15 protein-coding genes are annotated in these 19,879 nt (G+C 72.3%); 5 read left to right on the top strand and 10 right to left on the bottom strand.

Annotation, left to right across the window (positions count from 1 at the left end):
* Nucleotides 1-45: 45 nt before the first annotated feature.
* Nucleotides 46-570 carry a TspO/MBR family protein gene (locus QM779_RS00780; RefSeq protein ID WP_428530260.1) on the bottom strand — a complete coding sequence of 175 codons (525 nt, stop codon included), beginning with the start codon at nucleotides 568-570 and terminating at the stop codon, nucleotides 46-48.
* Nucleotides 571-639: 69 nt separating this feature from the next.
* Here QM779_RS00780 and QM779_RS00775 point away from each other — a divergent pair, with 69 nt between their 5' ends.
* Entirely contained in the window at nucleotides 640-1,149 is a 510-nt protein-coding gene (locus tag QM779_RS00775) for a GNAT family N-acetyltransferase (RefSeq protein WP_428530258.1), read from the top strand.
* Nucleotides 1,150-1,756: 607 nt separating this feature from the next.
* Here the strand turns inward: QM779_RS00775 and QM779_RS00770 are convergent.
* The 7 genes from QM779_RS00770 to QM779_RS00740 all read right to left on the bottom strand — a co-directional run bounded on the left by QM779_RS00770 (nucleotide 1,757) and on the right by QM779_RS00740 (nucleotide 9,828).
* Entirely contained in the window at nucleotides 1,757-3,631 is a 1,875-nt protein-coding gene (locus QM779_RS00770) for an amylo-alpha-1,6-glucosidase (protein WP_428530256.1), read from the bottom strand.
* Between the two features lie 81 nt (nucleotides 3,632-3,712).
* Entirely contained in the window at nucleotides 3,713-5,041 is a 1,329-nt protein-coding gene (locus QM779_RS00765) for an extracellular solute-binding protein (RefSeq protein WP_428530254.1), read from the bottom strand.
* Between the two features lie 22 nt (nucleotides 5,042-5,063).
* Entirely contained in the window at nucleotides 5,064-5,918 is an 855-nt protein-coding gene (locus QM779_RS00760; RefSeq protein ID WP_428530252.1) for a carbohydrate ABC transporter permease, read from the bottom strand.
* Nucleotides 5,918-6,760 (bottom strand): carbohydrate ABC transporter permease, encoded by an 843-nt coding sequence (locus QM779_RS00755; protein WP_428530250.1) that lies wholly within the window; start codon nucleotides 6,758-6,760, stop codon nucleotides 5,918-5,920. Before QM779_RS00755 ends, QM779_RS00760 begins: the two co-directional genes overlap by 1 nt.
* 220 nt (nucleotides 6,761-6,980) lie before the next feature.
* A complete protein-coding gene (locus QM779_RS00750; protein ID WP_428530248.1) occupies nucleotides 6,981-7,712 on the bottom strand; it encodes an SDR family NAD(P)-dependent oxidoreductase in 732 nt (243 codons plus the stop codon).
* Nucleotides 7,709-8,890 (bottom strand): mandelate racemase/muconate lactonizing enzyme family protein, encoded by a 1,182-nt coding sequence (locus QM779_RS00745; protein WP_428530245.1) that lies wholly within the window; start codon nucleotides 8,888-8,890, stop codon nucleotides 7,709-7,711. Before QM779_RS00745 ends, QM779_RS00750 begins: the two co-directional genes overlap by 4 nt.
* A complete protein-coding gene (locus QM779_RS00740; RefSeq protein WP_428530243.1) occupies nucleotides 8,887-9,828 on the bottom strand; it encodes a hypothetical protein in 942 nt (313 codons plus the stop codon). Before QM779_RS00740 ends, QM779_RS00745 begins: the two co-directional genes overlap by 4 nt.
* A 173-nt stretch (nucleotides 9,829-10,001) precedes the next feature.
* Here QM779_RS00740 and QM779_RS00735 point away from each other — a divergent pair, with 173 nt between their 5' ends.
* Genes QM779_RS00735 through QM779_RS00725 form a run of 3 tightly spaced genes read left to right on the top strand, consistent with a single transcriptional unit; the run spans nucleotide 10,002 to nucleotide 16,287 of the window.
* On the top strand, nucleotides 10,002-13,010 hold the full coding sequence (locus tag QM779_RS00735) for an alpha-mannosidase (protein ID WP_428530241.1): 3,009 nt from the start codon (nucleotides 10,002-10,004) through the stop codon (nucleotides 13,008-13,010).
* Complete coding sequence (locus tag QM779_RS00730) at nucleotides 13,007-14,422, top strand: hypothetical protein (RefSeq protein ID WP_428530239.1); 1,416 nt, start codon at nucleotides 13,007-13,009, stop codon at nucleotides 14,420-14,422. The genes QM779_RS00735 and QM779_RS00730 overlap by 4 nt, the downstream gene beginning before the upstream one ends.
* Nucleotides 14,419-16,287, top strand: a complete 1,869-nt coding sequence (locus QM779_RS00725; RefSeq protein ID WP_428530237.1) for an alpha-galactosidase — start codon at nucleotides 14,419-14,421, stop codon at nucleotides 16,285-16,287. The genes QM779_RS00730 and QM779_RS00725 overlap by 4 nt, the downstream gene beginning before the upstream one ends.
* Nucleotides 16,288-16,293: 6 nt before the next feature.
* Here the strand turns inward: QM779_RS00725 and QM779_RS00720 are convergent, their stop codons facing one another.
* On the bottom strand, nucleotides 16,294-17,547 hold the full coding sequence (locus QM779_RS00720) for an ROK family protein (protein WP_428530235.1): 1,254 nt from the start codon (nucleotides 17,545-17,547) through the stop codon (nucleotides 16,294-16,296).
* Between the two features lie 94 nt (nucleotides 17,548-17,641).
* Here QM779_RS00720 and QM779_RS00715 point away from each other — a divergent pair, with 94 nt between their 5' ends.
* Nucleotides 17,642-18,853, top strand: coding sequence for a hypothetical protein (locus QM779_RS00715; RefSeq protein WP_428530233.1), 1,212 nt, complete (start codon nucleotides 17,642-17,644; stop codon nucleotides 18,851-18,853).
* A gap of 4 nt (nucleotides 18,854-18,857) precedes the next feature.
* Here QM779_RS00715 and QM779_RS00710 read toward each other — a convergent pair whose 3' ends face one another.
* Nucleotides 18,858-19,874 (bottom strand): zinc-dependent alcohol dehydrogenase, encoded by a 1,017-nt coding sequence (locus QM779_RS00710; RefSeq protein ID WP_428530231.1) that lies wholly within the window; start codon nucleotides 19,872-19,874, stop codon nucleotides 18,858-18,860.
* Nucleotides 19,875-19,879 lie beyond the last annotated feature (5 nt).

Here is a 19,879-nt window from a genome sequence, read left to right as displayed (position 1 = left end):
GCGAAAAGCCGGGAAACGTCGCGGTCAGGCCGCCGCCCGACCCGCTCAGCCGTTCGGGTTGCGCTGCCACACCACCGCGGCGAGAACGGTGGCGAAGGACGTCCACAGCGCGTAGGGCGCGAGGAGGACCGCGCAGCGGCGTCCCGCACGGCGCGCGTTGCGGGCCAGCTGGATCGAACTCGCCGCGAGCACGCCGGCGCCGATCGCGGACGCGGCGAGGTTGTGTGATCGGAAGAACAGCCAGCTCCACGCTCCGTTGAGGACGAGGTTCACCACCAACGCCTTGCGGAAGTCGGCGGCGGCCTGCTCGTCGCCGCGCCGCTCGAGCTCGGTGAGCGCAGCGGCTGAGGTGAGCGCGATGTCGGCGTACAGCGCCGTCCAGACGATCGGGAACGCCTCCCGAGGAGGCTGCCAGTCGGGCTTGGACAGGCCCTCGTACCACTGGCCCTGCGGGTCGGTGGCGAGGGTGCCGGCGACGACGGTGGCCCCCACCATCGAGCCGGTCAGGGCGAGGTTGCGGAGCCACCGCGTGCGGTTCGTCTTCCTGATCACCTCCGACCAGTACCCCATCCGGACGGATTGCCGCGCCCTCGCGCCCGGGCTACGGTGCGGGAACCAGCGGCGGGCGGAAGGTTCCTGATGGCGTGGCTCCCTGAGGAGTTCGAGCATCCCGGCGTCGTCCCGGTGGACGAGGGCCACCACCTGCGTCCCATTCGGGCCGACGACGTGGCTCTGGACATGCCCGCCGTGATGGGCTCCCAGGCTCGGTTGTGGTCGATCTTCGGCCCGGCGTGGGGCTGGCCGCCGGCGACCATGACGGCGGAGCAGGACGCCGAGGACCTCGCCCGCCACGAGGCGGAGATCGCCGCCCACGCCTCGTTCAACTACGCCCTGTTCGACGAGGCCGAGACCGAGCTGATCGGGTGCGTCTACATCGACCCGCCGGAGAAGGTGGGCGCCGACGCCGAGGTGAGCTGGTGGGTGCGGGACGAGCACGCCGGGACCTCGCTCGAGGCGGCTCTGGACGCGTTCGTCCCGCGCTGGCTGGCCGAAGCGTGGCCGTTCACCGCCGTGCGACTCATCGGCCGAGACCTCACCTGGACGGAATGGCTCGCGCTGCCGGACATCGATTCGGGTGAACCACAATGAAGTACGCTCGCGTCCGCCGCCGCCCGTCGGCCGGGCTGTGAACCTCCGGAGATTTCGACCCGACCCCTGTCATCCCGGAGATCCCGGGTCAAGCCCGGGATGACAAGGAGCGCGCCACTCGCCCAACCGTCCTGACCCGGACCGCCCAATCCCCCTGTCATCCCGGCGAAAGCCGGGACCGCGACGCCCGTGCGGCCAGCCTTCTTCCGGAGATCCCGGGTCAAGCCCGGGATGACCAAGGAGCGCGGCACCCGCCCAACCGTCCTGACCCGGGACGACCACTCCCCCTGTCATCCCGGTGAAAGCCGGGACCGCGACGCCCGTGCGGCCAGCCCTGTCCCGGAGATCCCGGGTCAAGCCCGGGATGACCAACCCACCCCCCCTGTGCGGCGAGCCTTCTTCCGGAGATCCCGGGTCAAGCCCGGGATGACAAGGAGTGCGGCACTCGCCCAACCGTTCCCGACCCGGACCGCCCAACCCACCTGTCATCCCGGCGAAAGCCGGGATCCCGACGTCCGCGCGGACAGCCTTGTCCCGGAGATCCCGGGTCAAGCCCGGGATGACGAAGAGCGCGGCACGTTAGGAACCGTCCCCATCGTGCCGCTGATCAGGCGCGCAGGAGGCGCCACGCGGTGACGGCGGCGGCCGCCGACCACGCCTGCGGGTGGCACGCCGCGGGGTACGGCGACAGCGTGGCGGCGTCGCCGGAGTGGAGTTCGGGGACGCGGTAGCCGAAGCCCACCGCGGCGGCGAGCATCCCTTCGGCCACCCTGCGCGCGTGATCGGGCAGGCCCGCCCGCGCCATGCCGGCAGCGATGATCGCCGTGTCGTGGATCCAGACCGAGCCGCCGTGGTAGCTCAGCGGCCAGTAGCCGGCGGCCCCGGTCGACATCGTCCGGACGCCGAACCCCGACGACAGCGCGGGCGAGACCAGCAGGTCGGCGACCATCGCCTCCTCCGGGCCGTCGAGGATCCCCGTCCCCAGCAGGTGGCCGATGTTGCTCGTCAGTGTGTCCACCCGGTTCTTGTCCGCGTCCAGCGCGATCGCGGGGTAGCGACCCTCCGGCGTATCGACCCAGTAGCTCTCCGCGAACCTGGCCCGTAGCGCTGCCGCCCACTCCCGGAGCGCCGCGCCGCCCGGTTCGCCGAGCGCGTCCAGCAGGTCGGCGCTCCCCACCGCCGCCTCGTGCGCGTAGCCCTGCACCTCGCACAGCGCGATCGGTCCGACAGCCAGCCGCCCGTCCCGCCACTGGATCGAGTCCCCGGAGTCCTTCCAGCCCTGGTTGGCCAGCCCGCGCCCGGTGCGGTCGATGTAGTCGATGAAGCCGTCGCCGTCGCTGTCACCCGCCTCGACCAGCCAGTCGAGGACGCCGCGCAGCGTCAGCAGCAGCGCGCGCACCTCCGCCTCGGGCAGGCCCGCCCGCCACGCGTCCACGAGCAGGCACGCCCACAGCGGCGTCGCGTCCACCGACCCGTAGTACAGCGGCGGCAACCCCGAGCCGGTCCCCACGGGCATGGACGCGCGCAGCTCGTGCGGGATCTTGCCCGGTTCGCGGGACGTGGCGTCGTCGCGATCGGACGCCTGAAGCACGGCCAGCGCGCGCAGGGTCGAGCCGGCCATCCCCGTCCCCAGCGGGAGCAGCAGACGCGCCGCCCACAGCGCGTCCCGCCCGAACAGGGTGAGGAACCACGGCGCGCCCGCGGCCAGGAAGTCGACGTCGGTGGCGCCGGTCAGGGTGAGGCGCAGCGCGTCCAGCTCGTCGAGGGCCACGGCCAGCCACCGCGCGGCGTCCGGGTGGACGCCGGGCGCAGGCGGCACCGCCCACGGCGCCGGCCCCGACGGTGCGGCCACCACGAGCGCGTCGTCCTCCAACTCGACCGACCAGCTCCGTTCGACGGCCGACCGCGGGCCGAGGTCGATCGGCCAGGAGAGCACGATCCGGCCTTCCTCCACCGCGACCTGCGCGTCGGGCGCGCGCAGGGTGAACCGTGCGCTGCCGAGTCCGGCCACCACCGTGTCGCCGGCGACGACCACGTCCCCGCGCGCCGGAGGGAGAACACCGTTCTTGATGTCGCCGAGGTGCCCGAACTCGGGCTCGAGCCGCACGGTCACCGTCGTCGACAGCGTCCGGGTCAGGTGGGACTCCAGCCGCAGCACCTCCTGCACGCCCGCGCCCGTCACCGTCCGGGTGGTGAGCAGCCGCACCTTCGGGTCCGGATCGGGGTCGTCGAGGCCCCGCAGCACCCCGCCGAACACCGCGGAGGAGGCCGAGGGACGGGCCAGCGAGATCGGCTCCACGGCTGTGCCCTCGACGACCAGCTCCCGGGAGCGCAGCTGGCGCAGGTCGCCGAGGTAGATGCCGTCGATCGCCGCCCCTCCGATCGAACCGTCCGGACGCGACCAGGCCTGGACGGGCGCGCGCAGCAGGACGACGCCGTCGCTGAGCACGGGCTGGAGCCCCGGGGCGGGTTCGACGGGCACGGCAGGCACCTCCTGGGTCGGGAACGGCGTCCGGCCGGGTGGAAGGATCCCCGTGGTCCTCCCACCCGGCCGGTCACCAGGTCACAGCAGCGACGTGGCGTCGTCCTGGATCTTGCTGGCGGTGTCCTGCGCGGTCGCCTTGTTCTGGAACAGGTCGTCCAGCGCGGGACCGAACACCTCGTTGAGGATCTTCTGGCTGTTCTCGGTGTACAGGTCGCCGATCTGGGCGGACGGCAGCGCGGCCATGGCCTCCTTGAAGCCGTCCGGCATCCCCTTCAGCATCGCGTCGGAGGTGCGGGCGGCGTTCTGGACGGGGATCCAGTCGTGGTCGGAGGCCATCTGGTCCTGGAACTTCGTCGCCCGCCAGATCGCGAACGTCTCTGCGGCGGTGAGCGCCTGGGACTGCTTCGGGATCACCCAGCCACCCAGCCAGTACGGCATCACGCTCTTGCCCTGGTACAGCGGCAGCGGCGCCATCCCCCAGCCGTCCTTCATCTGCTGGTAGGAGGTGATGTTCCAGGTCCCGCCCGGCATCATCGACACGATGCCCCCGGCGAAACCGCCGGCCTGGTTGTTCGCGTCCCGCTCGGTCGGCTGCGGCGCGATGTGCGACTGCCACATCAGGCCCTGCACGAAGCTCAGCGCCTCGACCACCTTCGGGTCGGTCATCTGGAAGGCGGTCGGCTCCAGCGGCTTGTCGAAGAACGCCGTCCCGGCGGACCAGGCCAGCGTCTGGATCCCCCACCACACGCCGAGGTCGCCGATGTCGAGGCCCCACCGGGTGACCTTGTCTCCGCTCTTCTTCTGGAGCTTGGTCGCCGCGTCCTGCACCTGGTCCCACGTCCAGGTGGCGTCGGGGTAGGACAGCCCCACCTCGTCGAAGTGCGACTTGTTGTAGAACAGCGCCATCGACTGGATGTTCTCGGGGATCGCGTAGAGGTTGGTGCCGTCGAAGCGCCACGGGGCGAACAGGTCCACCGGGTACTTGCTCCCGTCGGCCAGTTCGGACGCGGAGACGACCCCCTCGAGGTTCTCCAGCAGGCCCTTCTTGTAGTGGGCGTAGGCCTGGACGTCCCAGTAGTACATGTCGAACGGCTGGTTGGCCGCGTACTGGAGCTGGATCTTCTGCCAGTACTGGTCGTACGGCAGGAAGTTGATCTTGGCCGTGAACTTGCCGGAGAACTCGTCGTTGAACATCTCGACGCTCTTCTTGAAGTTCTCGTCGATCGTGGTGCCGTTGGTCCACGCGTAGACGGTCAGGTCGGTCTTGCCGACGATCTCGGTGGACGTGGGCGCCGGGGCGGCGGACGTCGGAGCGGCCGTCGGGCTGCTGCACCCGGCGAGGGCGAGGGCGGATCCGGCGAGTGCGCCGCCGAGCAGCGTCCGTCGGGTCAGGGGCACTGGGTTCATTCGAGTCCTTTCTCGATTCGGTTCACTTGTTGATGCCGGCCACACTGATGCCGTTGACGTAGTAGCGCTGGGCGAGCAGGAACACGATGATCGACGGCGCGGCGGCGATCATCGTCGCCGCGGTGAGCATGTGCAGCTGCGGCCCGATCCGGGGGCTGCCCCCGAACGTGGACAGCGCGACGGAGATGGTCCACTTCGACTCGTCGGTGAGGTAGATCAGCGGGCCGAAGAAGTCGTTGTAGGTGCCCACGAACGTGAACACGGTCACGGTCGCGATCACCGGGAGGCTGAGCGGGAGGAAGATGCTCCACCAGATCCTGAAGTAGCTCGCACCGTCGATGCGGGCCGCCTCCTCCAGCTCCCTGGGCAGCGAGAGGTAGAACTGCCGGAACATGAAGATGAAGAAGGCCGAGCCGAAGAAGGCCGGCACGATCAGCGGCAGGAACGTGTTCAGCCAGCCGATCTTGTTGAACACGATGTAGGTCGGGACGAGGGTGACCGTGGAGGGCAGCATCATCGTTGCCATCAGGACGCCGAAGATGACGTTGCGACCCGGCGCGCGCAGCCGGGCGAACCCGTAGGCGCTGAACGAGCAGCTCAGCAGCGTCCCCACGACCACGCCGGTGACGATCACCGCCGTGTTCAGCGCGTAGTTCTGGAACGGCACCAGCCGCAGCACCTCGGCGTAGTTGCCCCACTGCGGGACGAAGAACCACACCGGCGGGATCTCCAGCGTCTGCTGGCCGGTCTTCAGCGAGGTGAGGATCGTCCAGAAGACCGGCATCAGGACGAAGATCGCGCCCAGGGAGAGGACGAAGACGCGGATCGCGACTTCCGCCGGACGCAGCCGCACGCCGCCCTCGTGCACCTTGGCCATCAGTCCTCCCCCGCCTCGTTGTGCACCCACAGCGGCAGCGAACGGAACACCAGCAGGGTCAGGACGAGCGTGATCGCGAAGACCACCCAGGCGATCGCGGACGCGTAACCCATCTCCAGGTAGGTGAAGGCGACCCGGTACAGGTACAGGGGCAGCAGCAGCGTGGAGTTGTTCGGCTTGCCGCCGGTGAGGACGAACGGCTCGGCGAACACCTGCAGGGCGCCGATGATGCCCATCACGAGGTTGAAGAAGGTGACGTTCGAGAGCATCGGGACGGTGATGAACAGGTGCTGGCGGAACTTGCCCGCCCCGTCCACCTCGGCGGCCTCGTACAGGTCCTTCGGGATGCCCTGGAGACCGGCGAGGTAGATCAGCATCGTGCCGCCGAAGCCCCAGATCCCCATGAAGATCAGCGACCAGATCGCCCAGCGCTCGTCGGTGAGCCAGCCCGGGCCGTCGATGCCGAACAGGCCGAGGATCAGGTTGAACAGGCCGTAGTCGGTGTTGTAGAGCATCGCCCACACCCGCGCAACGGCCACGCCGCCGATCACGGACGGCAGGTAGTAGGCGGACCGGAAGAAGCCCATCGCGGGGATCTTCGCGTTCAGCAGGATCGCGACCACCAGGCCGGCCAGCATGGTGCCGGGGACGACCACCACCGCGTAGAGCATCGTGACCGACAGCGACTTCAGGAACAGCTTGTCGCCCATCAACTTGACGTAGTTGGCCAGTCCGACGAACTCCGGGGCCGACAGCATGTCGTAGGACGTCAGGCTGAGCCACAGCGACGCGATCATCGGGCCGATCGAGAAGAGCAGCACGCCGAGGACAGCCGGAGCCATGAAAACGTAGCACCACAAGGCTTCCCGTCGCCGCAGACCGCTCAGGCGCGGCCGTCGGCGGGTAGGGGCCGGCGCTGTCGAGGTTGCCGTCGTGGTTGTCACCAGAGCTCCTCTGACCTGGTATTAAATCCACTGAACTGATTAATAGCCCATCATGGGTCACTCTCCAGAGGCGGTCAAGACCCCTGCGCAATCGTGACCAAGCTGGTATCCAGCGGGCTCAGAAGCGCGCCGTCAGACCCCCGTCCACCCGGACCGACTGGCCGGTGACGTAGGTGTTCCGCTCCCCGGCCAGCCACGCGACCAGCTCGGCGACCTCGGTCGGGGACGCGGCCCTGCCCAGCGGGAGCCGCCCCCGCCGCACGTAGAACTCCTGGAACTCGGGGGTGGTCAGCTCGTCGACACCGTCCACCACCGACATCCGCGTGCTCACGAAGCCGGGCGCGACGGCGTTGGCCAGCACGCCGTGTGGAGCGAGTTCGATCGCCGCGACCCTCGTCGCGGCCTCGATCCCCGCCTTCGCGATGTCGTAGGCGAGCGCCCCGGGCTCTCCCACCGCCGCGTGCACGCTGGAAACGTTCACGATCCGGCCCCAGCCCCGATCGGCCATGCCCCGGCCGAGGTGCTGCATGAACAGGACCGGCGCGTGCAGGTCGACCGCGAGCAGTCGGTGGTAGGCCGCGCTGTCCAGGTCCCGCAGCGGCGTCGCAGCGAACGTGCCCGCGCAGTTCACGAGGACGTCGAACCCCCGGGCGCCGAGCCGGGACGCCGCCGCCTCGACGGCGCGCAGGTCGGACAGGTCCAGCTCCACCGACTCCCACTCCCCCGCGCCCGGCTCGACGTCCAGTCCGGTGACCATCGCTCCCTCCGCGGCCAGCACGGTCGCGACGGCCAGCCCGATCCCGTTGCTCGCGCCGGTGACGAGGGCCCGGCGGGGCCGGTCCGCGCTCACTGCTCCAGCTCCGGGGTGCGGTAGGCGACGCGGCCGTCGATCGTGATCTCCACGTCCTGCAGGTACCCCCGCACGGCGTCGAGGTCGAGTTCCAGGCCGAGCCCCGGCGCGTCGGGCAGCCGGACGAGCCCTTCGTCGTCGCGGTCCAGGTGGGTCCGGGTGAGGCCGAGGGCGAGCGGGCTGGGGGCGACCGGGTACTCGCACAGCAGTTCGCCGCGGTAGTCGGCGTAGGGGACGAGCGACGCGGCGAGGGCCAGGTGGGAGGTGAAGGTGTGGTTCACGTGCACCACCCCGCGTGCCGCCGCGTGGCGGGCGACCTCCCGCGCCGGGCCGAGGCCGCCGATCCGTCCGGTGTCGACCTGGACGAAGCCGAGGCCGCCGTGGTCGACCAGTGCGCGCGCGGCCCACGCGTTGTGGGCCCCCTCGCCTCCGGCCAGCCGCACGCTCCCCGCCTGCGCCGCCAGCGCCGCGTGGGCGTCCAGCGCCCCGCCGACGAACGGCTCCTCCAGCCAGACCACCCCGGCGGCCTCGAGCGCGGGCAGCCGCGCGGCCGCGGCCTCGACGTCCTCGCCCCAGACCGTGCCGGCGTCCACCAGCAGGGACGCGTCCGGGCCGAGGCCCTCCCTGGCGGCCATCACCTGGTCGGCGTCGGCGCGGACGCTGCCGCGTCCGTACGGGCCCCAGCCGAACTTGGCCGCCCGGTACCCGTCCGCGGCCACGGTGCGGGCGCGGTCGAACGTCTGCTGCGGGTCGTCCCCGAACAGCTGGGACGCGTACGGCCGGCGCGGGTGGGACGCCGCCAGCCCCAGCACCGACCACGCGGGCTCCTCGCGGGCCTTCCCGAGCAGGTCCCACAGCGCGATCTCCACCCCTGACCACGCGTGCGGCGTCTGGAGGAGGTCCAGGCCGCGCTCGGCCACCCTGCGGGAGAGCCGCAGGATGTCGCCGGGACCGTCGACCGGTTCGCCGAGGACGGAGTCGAGCACGCCGTGGCAGGCCGAGTGCGACGGCGGAGCGACGAAGGCGGCGATGGTCGGCAGCGGAGAGGCCTCACTCTCCCCCCAGCCGGTGTACCCGCCGGCGCGCACGCGCACCAGCACCATGTCCTGGCTGCCATCTCCGATGTCCTCGATCACCGGCAGCGCGAGGAAGAAGACGTCGACCGCTTCGATCCTCACCGTTGCTCCCCCTCCACCACGCAGTCGATCCCGTGCCCGCTGATCCCGGTGACCCGGCGCAGCCCGCGGTACACGACCGCGCTCAGTGCGGTGCGGAGGGTCTCGCCGGGCGCGAGGCTGCGGTGGCGTCCGTCGGCCTGCCCTTCGGCGACCGAGAGCCCGACCCCCGTGCACGGCTCCAGCACCGCGACGTCGAGGCCCCGCCACCCGCCCCAGGACGCGAACGTCCACACCGAGGGGTAGGTCGCCCGGTCGAAGCAGAGCCCGATGCCCACCCCGTCCGGCCCGGTGCACGCGCACCAGCCGGACGCGAGGTCGTCGGCGAACAGGAGTTCCGCGATTCCCCGCGGCGCGGGCGCGGAGAAGTCCGCGCCGCCGGTGCCGGGCCAGGCGAACCGGTCGCCGGCGCTCCCCGACCGCGGTGTCCCGAAGTCGCCGATCTCGACCCGTGCGGCGGGCAGGTCGATCCGCGATCCCGGCTCGAGGGCGACAGCGAGGTGCTGCTTGTGCAGCATCGGCAGCGCGGCCGGGCCGTTGGTGAGCTCGACCGAGACCTCGAGCGCGTCCGAGCCGGGCGCCAGCCGCAGCGTCCGGACGAGCCTCACTGCGGAGATCCGGGTGGCCAGCGTCAGCCGGATCGCCGCCGCTTCGCCCGGAACGACCTCCCACTCCCAGCGGTCCGCCCAGGCCTCCCCGTGGTCGGGGAAGGCCTCCCCGCCCAGTTCCTCCGGGACGTCGTTGGGGAACAACTCGTCCCAGCCCCCGAGGAAGTTGTCGTCGTAGCCCGCCCCGAAGGCGACCGGGGCGGGCCGCAGCCGGGGGTGGTGCCACAGCAGTTGCCGGCCGCTGAGCTGGTCGGTGACCTCCCAGACCCGACCGCCGAGGTCGGGCAGGACGACCACCCGCAGGCGGTCGCTGGCGAGCACAGGGGCGGCCATCCCCTGCAACGTCCAGGACGACTCGACCCGGGCCCAAGCACGGGTGGGAGAACCAGCCATCACCGCTCCGTCCGTCGCTCCGCGGGGGCGCCGCACCTCCGTCGGTCCGTTGACTAAGTCTTTCAATTTGACGAAACTGTTGCAACACCCCTCGGGCCGGCAAAGGAGCTGCGGTGCGCGACAACGAATGGCTGTACCGCGGACGCCTGGGACGGTTCCTCGAGGAACTGGTCGTCCCCCACCTCTACGGCGAGACCCACCCCCTGGAGCTCACCGCGTGGCCCGTCCCCGACGAGCCGGTGCCCTTCGCCGAGGCCGCCCGGCAGGAGTACGCGCCCTTCGAGGTCGGCACGGCCTGGGGCAGGGGCTGGAGCACGTTGTGGCTGCACGTCACCGGCGCGGTGCCCGCGGACTGGGCCGGACGCCCCTACGAGATCGTCGTCGACCTCGGCTTCCGCAAGGAGCTGGACGGCGGCCAGGCCGAAGGCCTCGCCTTCCGTCCCGACGGCTCGATCATCAAGGCGATCGAGCCGTTCAACCGCTACCTCCCGGTCGAGGACCCGGACGCGATCGACCTCTACCTCGAGGCCGCTGCCAATCCGGAGGTCGCCGTCGGCGGCTCCTGGCACCCGACCCCGTTCAGCTCGAAGGACACCGTCCCCGACACCCTGCTGTACGTGCTGCGGCGGTTCGAGCTCGCCATCCGCAACCTGGACGTCTGGGAGCTCAACCAGGACATCGAGGTGCTGGCCGGGCTCGTCGAGGAGCTCCCGCCCGACCTGCCCCGACGCGCCGAGCTCGTGGTCGCGCTGAACGAGGCGATGGACGCGCTCGACCCGGCCGACGTCCCCGGCACGGCCGCCCGCGCGCGGGAACGCCTCGCGCCGGCGCTGGCCAGCCCCGCCAACGCCAGCGCGCACCGCGTCGTCGCCACCGGCCACGCGCACATCGACTCGGCGTGGCTGTGGCCCGTGCGGGAGACCGTCCGCAAGTGCGCGCGCACGTTCGCGAACGTGATCGCGCTCACCGAGGAACACCCCGACCTCGTGTTCTCCTGCTCCTCCGCCCAGCAGTACGCGTGGGTGAAGCAGTTCTACCCCGAGCTGTGGGACCGGCTGAAGGAGAAGGTCGCGCAGGGCCGATTCGTCCCCGTCGGCGGCATGTGGGTGGAGTCGGACACGAACATGCCGGGCTCGGAGGCGCTGGCCCGCCAGTTCGTGATGGGCAAGGGCTTCTTCCAGCGCGAGTTCGGCTACGAGCCGCTCGACGTGTGGCTGCCGGACTCGTTCGGCTACTCCGGGGCGCTGCCGCAGGTCGCCGTCGCCGCGGGTGCGCGGTGGTTCCTCACCCAGAAGATGTCGTGGAACGAGACCAACGTGCTGCCCCACCACACCTTCTGGTGGGAGGGCATCGACGGCACCCGGATCTTCACCCACCTGCCCCCGGTCGACACGTACAACTCCCGGCTGGCCGCGTTCGAGCTGGCGAAGGCCGAGCGGCAGTACGCCGACCAGGGCCACGGGAACACTTCCCTCGTCCCGTTCGGGTACGGGGACGGGGGCGGCGGGCCCACCCGCGAGATGGTGGCCAAGGCGCACCGCACCGCCGACCTGGAGGGCTCGCCGAAGGTGCGGATCGGTACCGTGAACGAGTTCTTCGGCGAGGCTGAGGCCGAACTCGCCCACCCGCACACCTGGTCGGGCGAGATGTACCTGGAGACCCACCGCGGCACGTACACGTCCCAGCTGCGCACCAAGCAGGGCAACCGCCGCAGCGAGCACCTGCTGCGGGCGGCCGAGCTGTGGGCGACCACCGCGTCGGTGCGGGCCGGGCTGGCGTACCCCGCGGAGGAGCTCCGGCAGGTGTGGGAGACCGTGCTGCTGCAGCAGTTCCACGACATCCTGCCCGGCTCGTCGATCGCGTGGGTGCACCGGCAGGCGGAGGCCAACTACGCGCGCGTGGCCGGCGTGCTGGAGGGCATCATCGAGCGCTCGCTGGCCGCGCTGGTCGGCGAGGGCGAGGGCGCGCTGGTCGCCAACGCCGCCCCGGTCGCGCTGGCCGGGGTGGACGCGTTCGCCGTCCGCCCCCCGGTCGAGGGCGAGGGCGAGGTCGTGGTCACCGAGCAGGACGGCGGCTGGGTGGTCGACACCGGCGCCATCCGGGCCGTGGTCGACGCCGACGGCCTCCTCCCGTCCGTCGTGGACGCGGCGAGCGGACGCGAGCTGGTCGCGGAGGGCCGCCGGTTCGGGCTGCTCCAGCTCCACAACGACCGTCCCTCGATGTACGAGGCGTGGGACATCGACGGCCACATCGGGCGCGTGGTGACCGACGTCGTGGAGGCCGACTCCGTCCGGCTGCTCGCCCACGACGCGCGGACGGTGACCTTCGAGGTGGTCCGTTCCCCGCGCGCCAGCACGATCACGCAGCGGATCACCTTCACCGCCGGGTCGCCCGCGATCGACCTCGACCTCGACATCGACTGGCACGAGCAGCGCACCCTGCTGAAGCTGGCGTTCCCGACCAGCGTGTTCACCGACCGTGCGGCCTCGGAGATCCAGTTCGGCCACATCCACCGGCCCACCTACGTGAACACGTCCTGGGATGTCGCCCGCTACGAGACCGTCGCACACCGCTGGGTGCAGGTCGCCGAGCCGGGCTTCGGCTTCGCGGTGGCCAACGACTCCACCTACGGCCACGACATCCGCCGCGACCACCCCGGTGGGCGCGCCCCCGGCACGACCGTGCGGCTGTCGCTGGTGCGCGGCCCGATGTTCCCCGACCCGCAGACCGACCAGGGGCTGCACCACCTACGGGTGAGCGCGGTCTGCGGCGCCGACATCGCCAGCGCGATCCGGGCCGGCCAGCGGCTGAACCAGCCGGTGCGGGAGATCCGCGGCGCCCGGGCGGTGGAGCCGATCGTGGCGGTCGACTCCCCCGCGGTGATCCTGGAGGCGGTCAAGCTCGCCGAGGACGGCAGCGGCGACGTCGTCGTCCGCCTGTACGAGGCGCTGGGCAGCAGGGCCACCGCGGTCGTCCGCGCCGGGTTCGGCTTCAAGGCCGCGGAGCGCACCGACCTCCTGGAGCGTCCGCTGGTGCCCGGCGACGCGTCCGAGGCAGGGACGGTGCCCCTCACGCTGCGTCCGTTCGAGATCGTCACGCTGCGCTTCCGCGGAGTCCGATGACACAGGCCACCTTCCGCGTGGAGGGCAGCAGCGTCCTCGCGCGGAGGCTGGCCCGGCTGGTCGACGCCGCCCAGTCGTGCGTCGCGCGCAACATCGTCCCCGGTCGAGGCGCAGGCGAGCCGGCCTACCTGCGCGCGGGCGGCGGGTACGCCGACCCCTGGACCAGGGACGCGGCCATCAACACCTGGCAGGCCGGCAGCTGGCTGTTCCCCCAGGTGAGCCGGGACACCCTGACGATGGTGTGCGAGCGGGACGGCTCGGCCGTCGTGTGGGACACCCAGTGGTGGGACCAGGTCAGCTGGCTGGTCGGAGCGCGCCAGCTCGCGGTGGTCACCGGCGACCGCGGCTGGGCGAGTCGCGCCCTGGAGGTGGGGAAGGGAACGTTCGCCCGGCTCGACCAGCGCTGCCTCGGGCCGGACGGGCTGTACCGCGGTCCTGCGGTGATGGCGGACGGGATCACCGGCTACCCGCCCTCCCTGCACGACCCGGCCAGGGCCGGGGACTCGTTCGTGCTCGACCACGCCGCCACCCACCGGATCCGGTGCCTGTCCACCAACGCGCTCCACGTCCTCGCCCTGCGCTGCCTGGCGGACCTCGCCGAGGCAAGCGGCCGATCCGGCGAGGAGTGGCGCGGACGGGCCGAGGCGCTCGCCGCGCTGGTCCGGGACCGGTTCTGGATCAGCGCCGAGAACCGGTTCGGCTACCTGCTGCCGGACCCCGCCGCCGACACGGCGGGCGCGGCGCCGTCCCGGGAGCAGGAGGGCCTGGGGCTCGCGCTGGCGATCCTGGCCGGCGTGGCCGACCCCGCCCAGGCGAGGGCGAGCGTGGCGGGCGCGTGGCGCACGCCCCACGGCCTGCCCGCGGTCTGGCCGGCGTTCGACGGCTTCGACGAGCACCGGTTCGGCCGGCACGGCACCGCGCTGTGGCCGATGGTCATGGGGGTGTGGGCACAGGCCGTTGCAGCCAGCGGGGACGCGGTCGCGTTCGGCACCGAACTCGAAGCGCTCTGCGCGCTGTTCGAGGGCAGCGGCAGGGAGTTCTTCGAGGTCTACCACCCCTTCACCGGCGTCGCAGACGGCGGCTGGCAGGCCGGCCGGTGGTGGCGGTCAGAGCCCGACCAGACCTGGTCGGCGACCGCGTTCCTCGGCACGGTCCTGCACGGGCTCGCCGGGCTGCGTCCCTGCCTCGAAGGGCTGCGACTCGCGCCGTGCCCCCCGCCCGGGGCAGGGCGCGTGGAACTGGTCGGCCTGCCCTGGCGCGGCTCCCGGTTCAACCTCGTCCTCGACGGCAGCGGGAGCCGGGTCGCCGAGGTCCTCGCCGACGGGCACCAGGTGCCGGCCGACCAGCCCGTCGTCGACGCCGCCGTCCCACACACACTGGAAGTCCACTGCACGGAGGAGGCCCACGGATGACCGCGCCCACACTGCACGCTCCCGCCCACGACGGGCTCCGGCTCTCTCCCGCCTGGCAGGACCTGCCGAACCCGTACGCGCGGGTCACGCGCTGCGACCTTGCGGCGTCCGCCGACGCCGAGGTGAGTGTCAGCGACCTGCCGACGGTGGAGGTCGAACTGCCGGCCGGGGAGTGGACCGCGCACTGGTTCACCTCCGACTGGGGCGACGAGTTCACCCCGCAGCAACAGGTGGTGGCCGGGCCGCTGCGGCTCGGCATCACCACCGGGCGCTCGTCGAAGGGCCAGCACCCGTGGCTGTGCCTGGTCGCCGCGGACGGCTCGGCGACCGTGGTCAGCCCCGCCTGGAGCGGCAACTGGCGCATCGACGTCGACCCGACGCCGGCCGGCGGCCTCCTGGTCCGGGCGGGGATCAGCCCCTGGAAGTTCACCCGCACTGTGCGCCCGGGCAAGGACTTCCGGGCCGCGACCGTCTACGTCGCGACGGCATCGACCAGGGCGGACGCGAGCGCGGGCCTCGCCGCCGCGTTCTCGGGCTGGGTGGCGCCGCGCTCGCCCGAGGTCCCGCTGACCTGGAACCACTGGTGGCCCTACGAGGACCAGGAGATCGACGCGGACAGCTTCCTCGCGAACGTGGCGGCCGGGCGCGAGCTCGGCTACGAGCTGGCGGTGCTGGACGCAGGGTGGTTCGGCGGCGCGGACGCCGCGTCGGAGTGGTGGAAGATCCGCGGCGACTGGGAGGACGAGAACACCGTCCGCTTCCCCGGCGGCACGGCTGCGCTCGCCGACGCCACCCGCGCGGGCGGGTTGGCCTTTGGGATCTGGTGCGAGGTCGAGGCGCTCGGCGACGACGCGCTGGCCGCGTCCCGCCGACCCGGCATCGTCGCCCGGCGCGACGACGACCCCGACTTCCAGGGGCCGAAGGAGGGCGACCAGGGCTGGATCGGCTACGTCTGCCTGGGCTCCCCGGACGGGCGCGCGCACGTCCTGGGCGCGCTGGACGAACTGGTGACGCGGACCGGGGCGCGCTGGCTGAAGGTCGACTTCAACCTCGACCCCGGGCCCGGCTGCTCGCGTACCGACCACGGCCACGACGCGGGCGACGGCCTCTACGCGCACTACCTCGGCCTGTACGAGGTGCTGGACGTGCTGCGCGGCCGGCACCCCGAACTGATCGTCGAGGACTGTTCCTCCGGCGGCCTGCGGCTGGACCTGGGACTGCTCGCCCACGTGCACTGCGGGTTCCTTTCCGACCCGGACTGGACCGAGTTCCAGCTGCAGCTGCTGTGGGGGGTCAGCCAGCAGTTCCCCGCCGCGAGCATCTTCCACTTCAGCGAGTCGCAGTGGCGCGGCTTCCACCCGCGCCAGCACCTCGACCCGAAGACGGTCTCCGCCGCGGACTTCGACGCGTCCCTGCGGGCGGTGATGCTGCACCGGTTCGCCCTCTCGCTGCGGCTGGTCGAACTGCCCCCGGCACTGCGCGACCGGGTCCGCGGGCACGCCGCCGTCTACCGCGAGCACGTGGTGCCCGCGCTGCGCGCGCACGGCGTGGTGCGTCCGCTGACCGCCCAACCGCTGCGCGATGGACGCGGCGAGCGCTGGCCGGCGTTCCAACTGTCCGCGGGAGACCACCACGTCGTGATGGCCGTCGCCCTGGACGGAGCGGAGGCGAGCGCGGTCGTCCACCCGCTCGGCCTGCGGCCGGAGGCGGACTACCGCGTCCGGCTGCTCGGACCGGGGGCCGCCGACACCGACCTCGGCACGACCGCGGGGTCCGGCGCGGAACTCGCCGCCGGCGGAATCACGCTGCGCCGGGACTCCGGAGCGACGTCGTGGCTGCTGGCACTGCAGGAGCAGCCGTCCTGACCGCCGTCAGTGCTCGAGGGCGATCGCGCTGACCGCGGGCGCGAACTCCCTGTCCAGCACGAGGCAGGCGGCGCCGATCGCGATCGCACTCTCGCCCAGCGCCGTGCCCACGACGGCGACCGGCTTGTGGCCGGCGCGGCGGCCGAGGCCGAGCGGGACGAGCTCCCGCAGTCGGGGCAGCAGGACGTCGGCCAGCCGCAGCCACGTCGGACCACCGATCGCCACCACGTCGGTGTCGAACACGCCGGCGAGGGTCGTGATCGCCTTCGTCAGCTGCACCGACGCGCCGTCGACCAGGGCGAGCGCTCCCCTGTCCCCCGCGTCCACGAGGGCGCAGAGGGCAGCGAAGGAGGTGTCCACCTGCGCGGGGTCGGACGAGCGAACCGCGTCCAGGTGGGTACCACTGAGGAGGCGCTCAGCGACGGCACGCTCCACGAGGGCGCCGGGGCTCAGGGTCACGCCGAGGCACCCGCGCAGCCCGCAGGTGCAGGCGGGCCCGTTGTCGTCGACGACGAGATGGCCGATGTCGCCCGCGTTGCCCGCGGAGCCCCGCAGGATGCTGTCGTCCAGCGCGATGCCGAGCCCGATCCCCGTGCTGAGGTAGAGGAACAGCGAGTTGGCCTGGCCGATCGTCGCCCCCGTCCAGCGTTCGCCGATCACGCCCGCCACCACGTCCTTGTCGAGCACGACCGGCAGGTCGATCCGCGCGGACAGCTCCGCGACCGCGGGCACGTCCCGCCACCGGCGCAGGTGCGGCGGGTCGAGCACCGTCCCGGACGCGGTGTCGACCGGCCCCGGCGAGGCCAACCCGATGCCGGCGACCAGTTCGGGGTCGACGCCCGCGCCCGAGACCAGGGAGGGGACGGTCTCGGCGATGTCGGCGAGGATCTCGACCGGGTCGGCGTGCGCGGGGCTGGGCCGCTGGACGTGGGCCGCGACCTCTCCGCGCAGGTCGACCAGCACGATCGTCGTCACCAGGGGGTCGAGGTGGACGCCGACGGCGTACCGTCCGCCGGGGTGCAGCGTGAGCGGCGTCCGCGGCTTGCCGAGACCCTGGTTGACGCGGTCGCCCTCGAGCAGGAGCCCGGACTCGAGCATCCGCCGGACGATGTTCGACACCGTCTGTGCGGACAGCCCGGTCTGCTCGGAGATCTCGACGCGGCTCAGCCCGTCACCGGCCGTGCGGACGGCGTCGATCACGACGGCTTCGTTGAACCCGGCCACCCGGGACAGGTTGGTGCCCCTGCGCAGCGGTCGCATGTTCGGCCTCCTTCGGCCGGGGTGGGTGTTACTCAAGTGGATGTATTTTGTCACCAACCTCGTGTCTGTCCATCGATCCGCCGGAGGTCAGTCCGTGCCCGAGTTCACCGTTGAGCCGGCAGACCGACTGGTCTACGGCGCGTTCGTCGACTGCAACATCGCCGAGGCGTGGGTCGACGGCGCGTTGCGGATCTTCACCGGCAAGTACGGGGAGGACCCGGTGTGGGGTGAGGCGCGTGACCTCCGCTACGCGGACGGCGCCGACGCGATCGAGGCGTTCACCACGCCGCCTGACGGTTTCGCCACCCCGGCGTTGCCGTCCAACGCCGCACCGGGGAACCCCGGCCTGCACGGCGCGGTCTGGTTCGAGTCGATCCACTCCGCTGACCCGGACGGGCAGCGCCTGTACGCGCTGTACCACAACGAGAACTACCCGGTGACCCTGCCCTGGGACGAGGCGACCGGGAGCGGGTACCACGACGCGGACTGGCCGGCGGGGCTGCAGGGCGAGGGGTCGGCCCAGGCCGTCTGCCGGATCGGGATCATGGCGTCGGTGGACGGCGGCGCGTCCTGGATGGACCGTGGCATCCTGCTGGAGGACCGGCAATCCCGGCTCGTACTGGCGCCGACGAACCGCAACCACACCTTCCCCGGAGGGGTGGGCGATCCGTCCGCGGTGGCGTGCGGGGACCACCTGTACGTGTTCTTCGGCGAGTACGGCTACCCGGGCGAGTACCGTCCGGACACCTGGGACGCGGCGGCCGAGGCGTCCGGCCAGTGCATCAGCGTCGCCCGGATCGCGCTCGCCGACCTCGACCGCCCGACCGGACGCGCACACCGCTGGGACGGGCGGTCCTTCGCCGCACCCTGGGACGGCGTCGGGGCCCCGATCGCAGCGCTCCAGGTGCCGCCGGCCGACGGCGGCGGACCCGTGTCGGCGGGTGACCGGGCGTTCCACTGGGGACCATCGGTGAGCTGGAACACCCACCTCGACTGCTGGGTGATGACGTTTGGGCGGGTGGAGTCCGAGTTCTGGGCGGGCGACTCGGTCTGGATCAGCTTCAACGAGCACCCCGATCTCGGGGAGGGCGCGAACAGCCAGCGGTGGACGTCGCCGCAGCTGCTGCTGCGCAAGCCCGGGCACACGCTGTGGTACCCGTCGCTCCAACCCCTGGCCGACGCCTCGGACGTCGAGGGCCGGCACACGTCGGTGCGGCTGGGTCGGCGGGCCCGCCTGTGGGTGAAGGATCTGGGCCCGAGCGTCCACCGCTACCTGTCCGAGCACGTCGTCGTCTTCGGCCGGTGAGGCCTCAGAGAGCGACCAGGACCTTTCCGGGGGTGTCGTTCCCCGCGGCCAGGCTACGGAACGTGTCCGGTGCCTCGGCGAGCGGCACCGTCCGGCTGACCAGCGCGTCGGCGGACGCGGGTGTCGCGGCGAGGCGCTGCGTGGCCAGGCCGAAGTCGACGCTGGAGTAGGCGAAGCTCCCGACGAGCGACCGCTCCTGCGCGCTGATCTCGAACGACGGCAGGTCGAGCGTCGGCGTGGCCATCCCGACGAGGCAGACCGAGGCCCCCGGACGGGTCGCGGTGAGACAGCCGGCCAGGGACGCGGAGTTCCCGACGGCGTCGAAGGCGGCGACCGCAGGGACGCCGGCGAGGTCACGCACCTGCTCCGCGACCGATCCCGCGCCCGGGTCGATGGCGATCGCACCGAGTCGTTCCAGGGCCTCGCGACGAGTGGCCGCAGGTTCGCTGACCAGCACGCTGGTCGCGCCCGCCTGCTGGAGGGCGACCACCACCGACTGCCCGATCGGTCCCCCGCCCGCCACGAGGACCGGGCCGTCGGGGAGCGCCAGCCGGCCGACGGCGTGGGTGGCGACGGCCATCGGCTCGATCAGGGCGCCGTGCGCGAGCGGCATGCCGTCAGGGAGCGGGACGACATTGCGCGCGGGCACGACGACCCGCTGCGCGAAGGCGGCGACCACGTCGGGGCGGACGCCGAGCACCCACTTGCCGGGGTGCTGCTGTTCGCGGCCTCGCCACTGGTCGGCGTCCCCCGCGGGCACCACCACGGGGTTCACCGTGACCGGCGTGCCGACCGCCGGGCCGGTGAGGCCGTCGCCGAGCGCGGCCACGCGTCCGGAGGTCTCGTGGCCCATCACCTGGCCGGGGACGCGGCGTCCGTTCTGGCCGGTGAAGCCGTGGATGTCCGTGCCGCAGATGCCGGTGAAGGCGACCTCCACCAGCACCTCACCCGGGCCGGGTTCGGGGTCGGGGTACTCGCGGACCTCCATCCGCCCGAACTCGACGAGGAGCAGTGCCCACATGATCA

This window comes from Propionicimonas sp. (assembly GCF_049840635.1).
GTDB lineage: Bacteria > Actinomycetota > Actinomycetes > Propionibacteriales > Propionibacteriaceae > Propionicimonas.
Note: the sequence above shows the minus strand (reverse complement) of the source record. Positions and strands in the feature narration are given on the sequence as shown.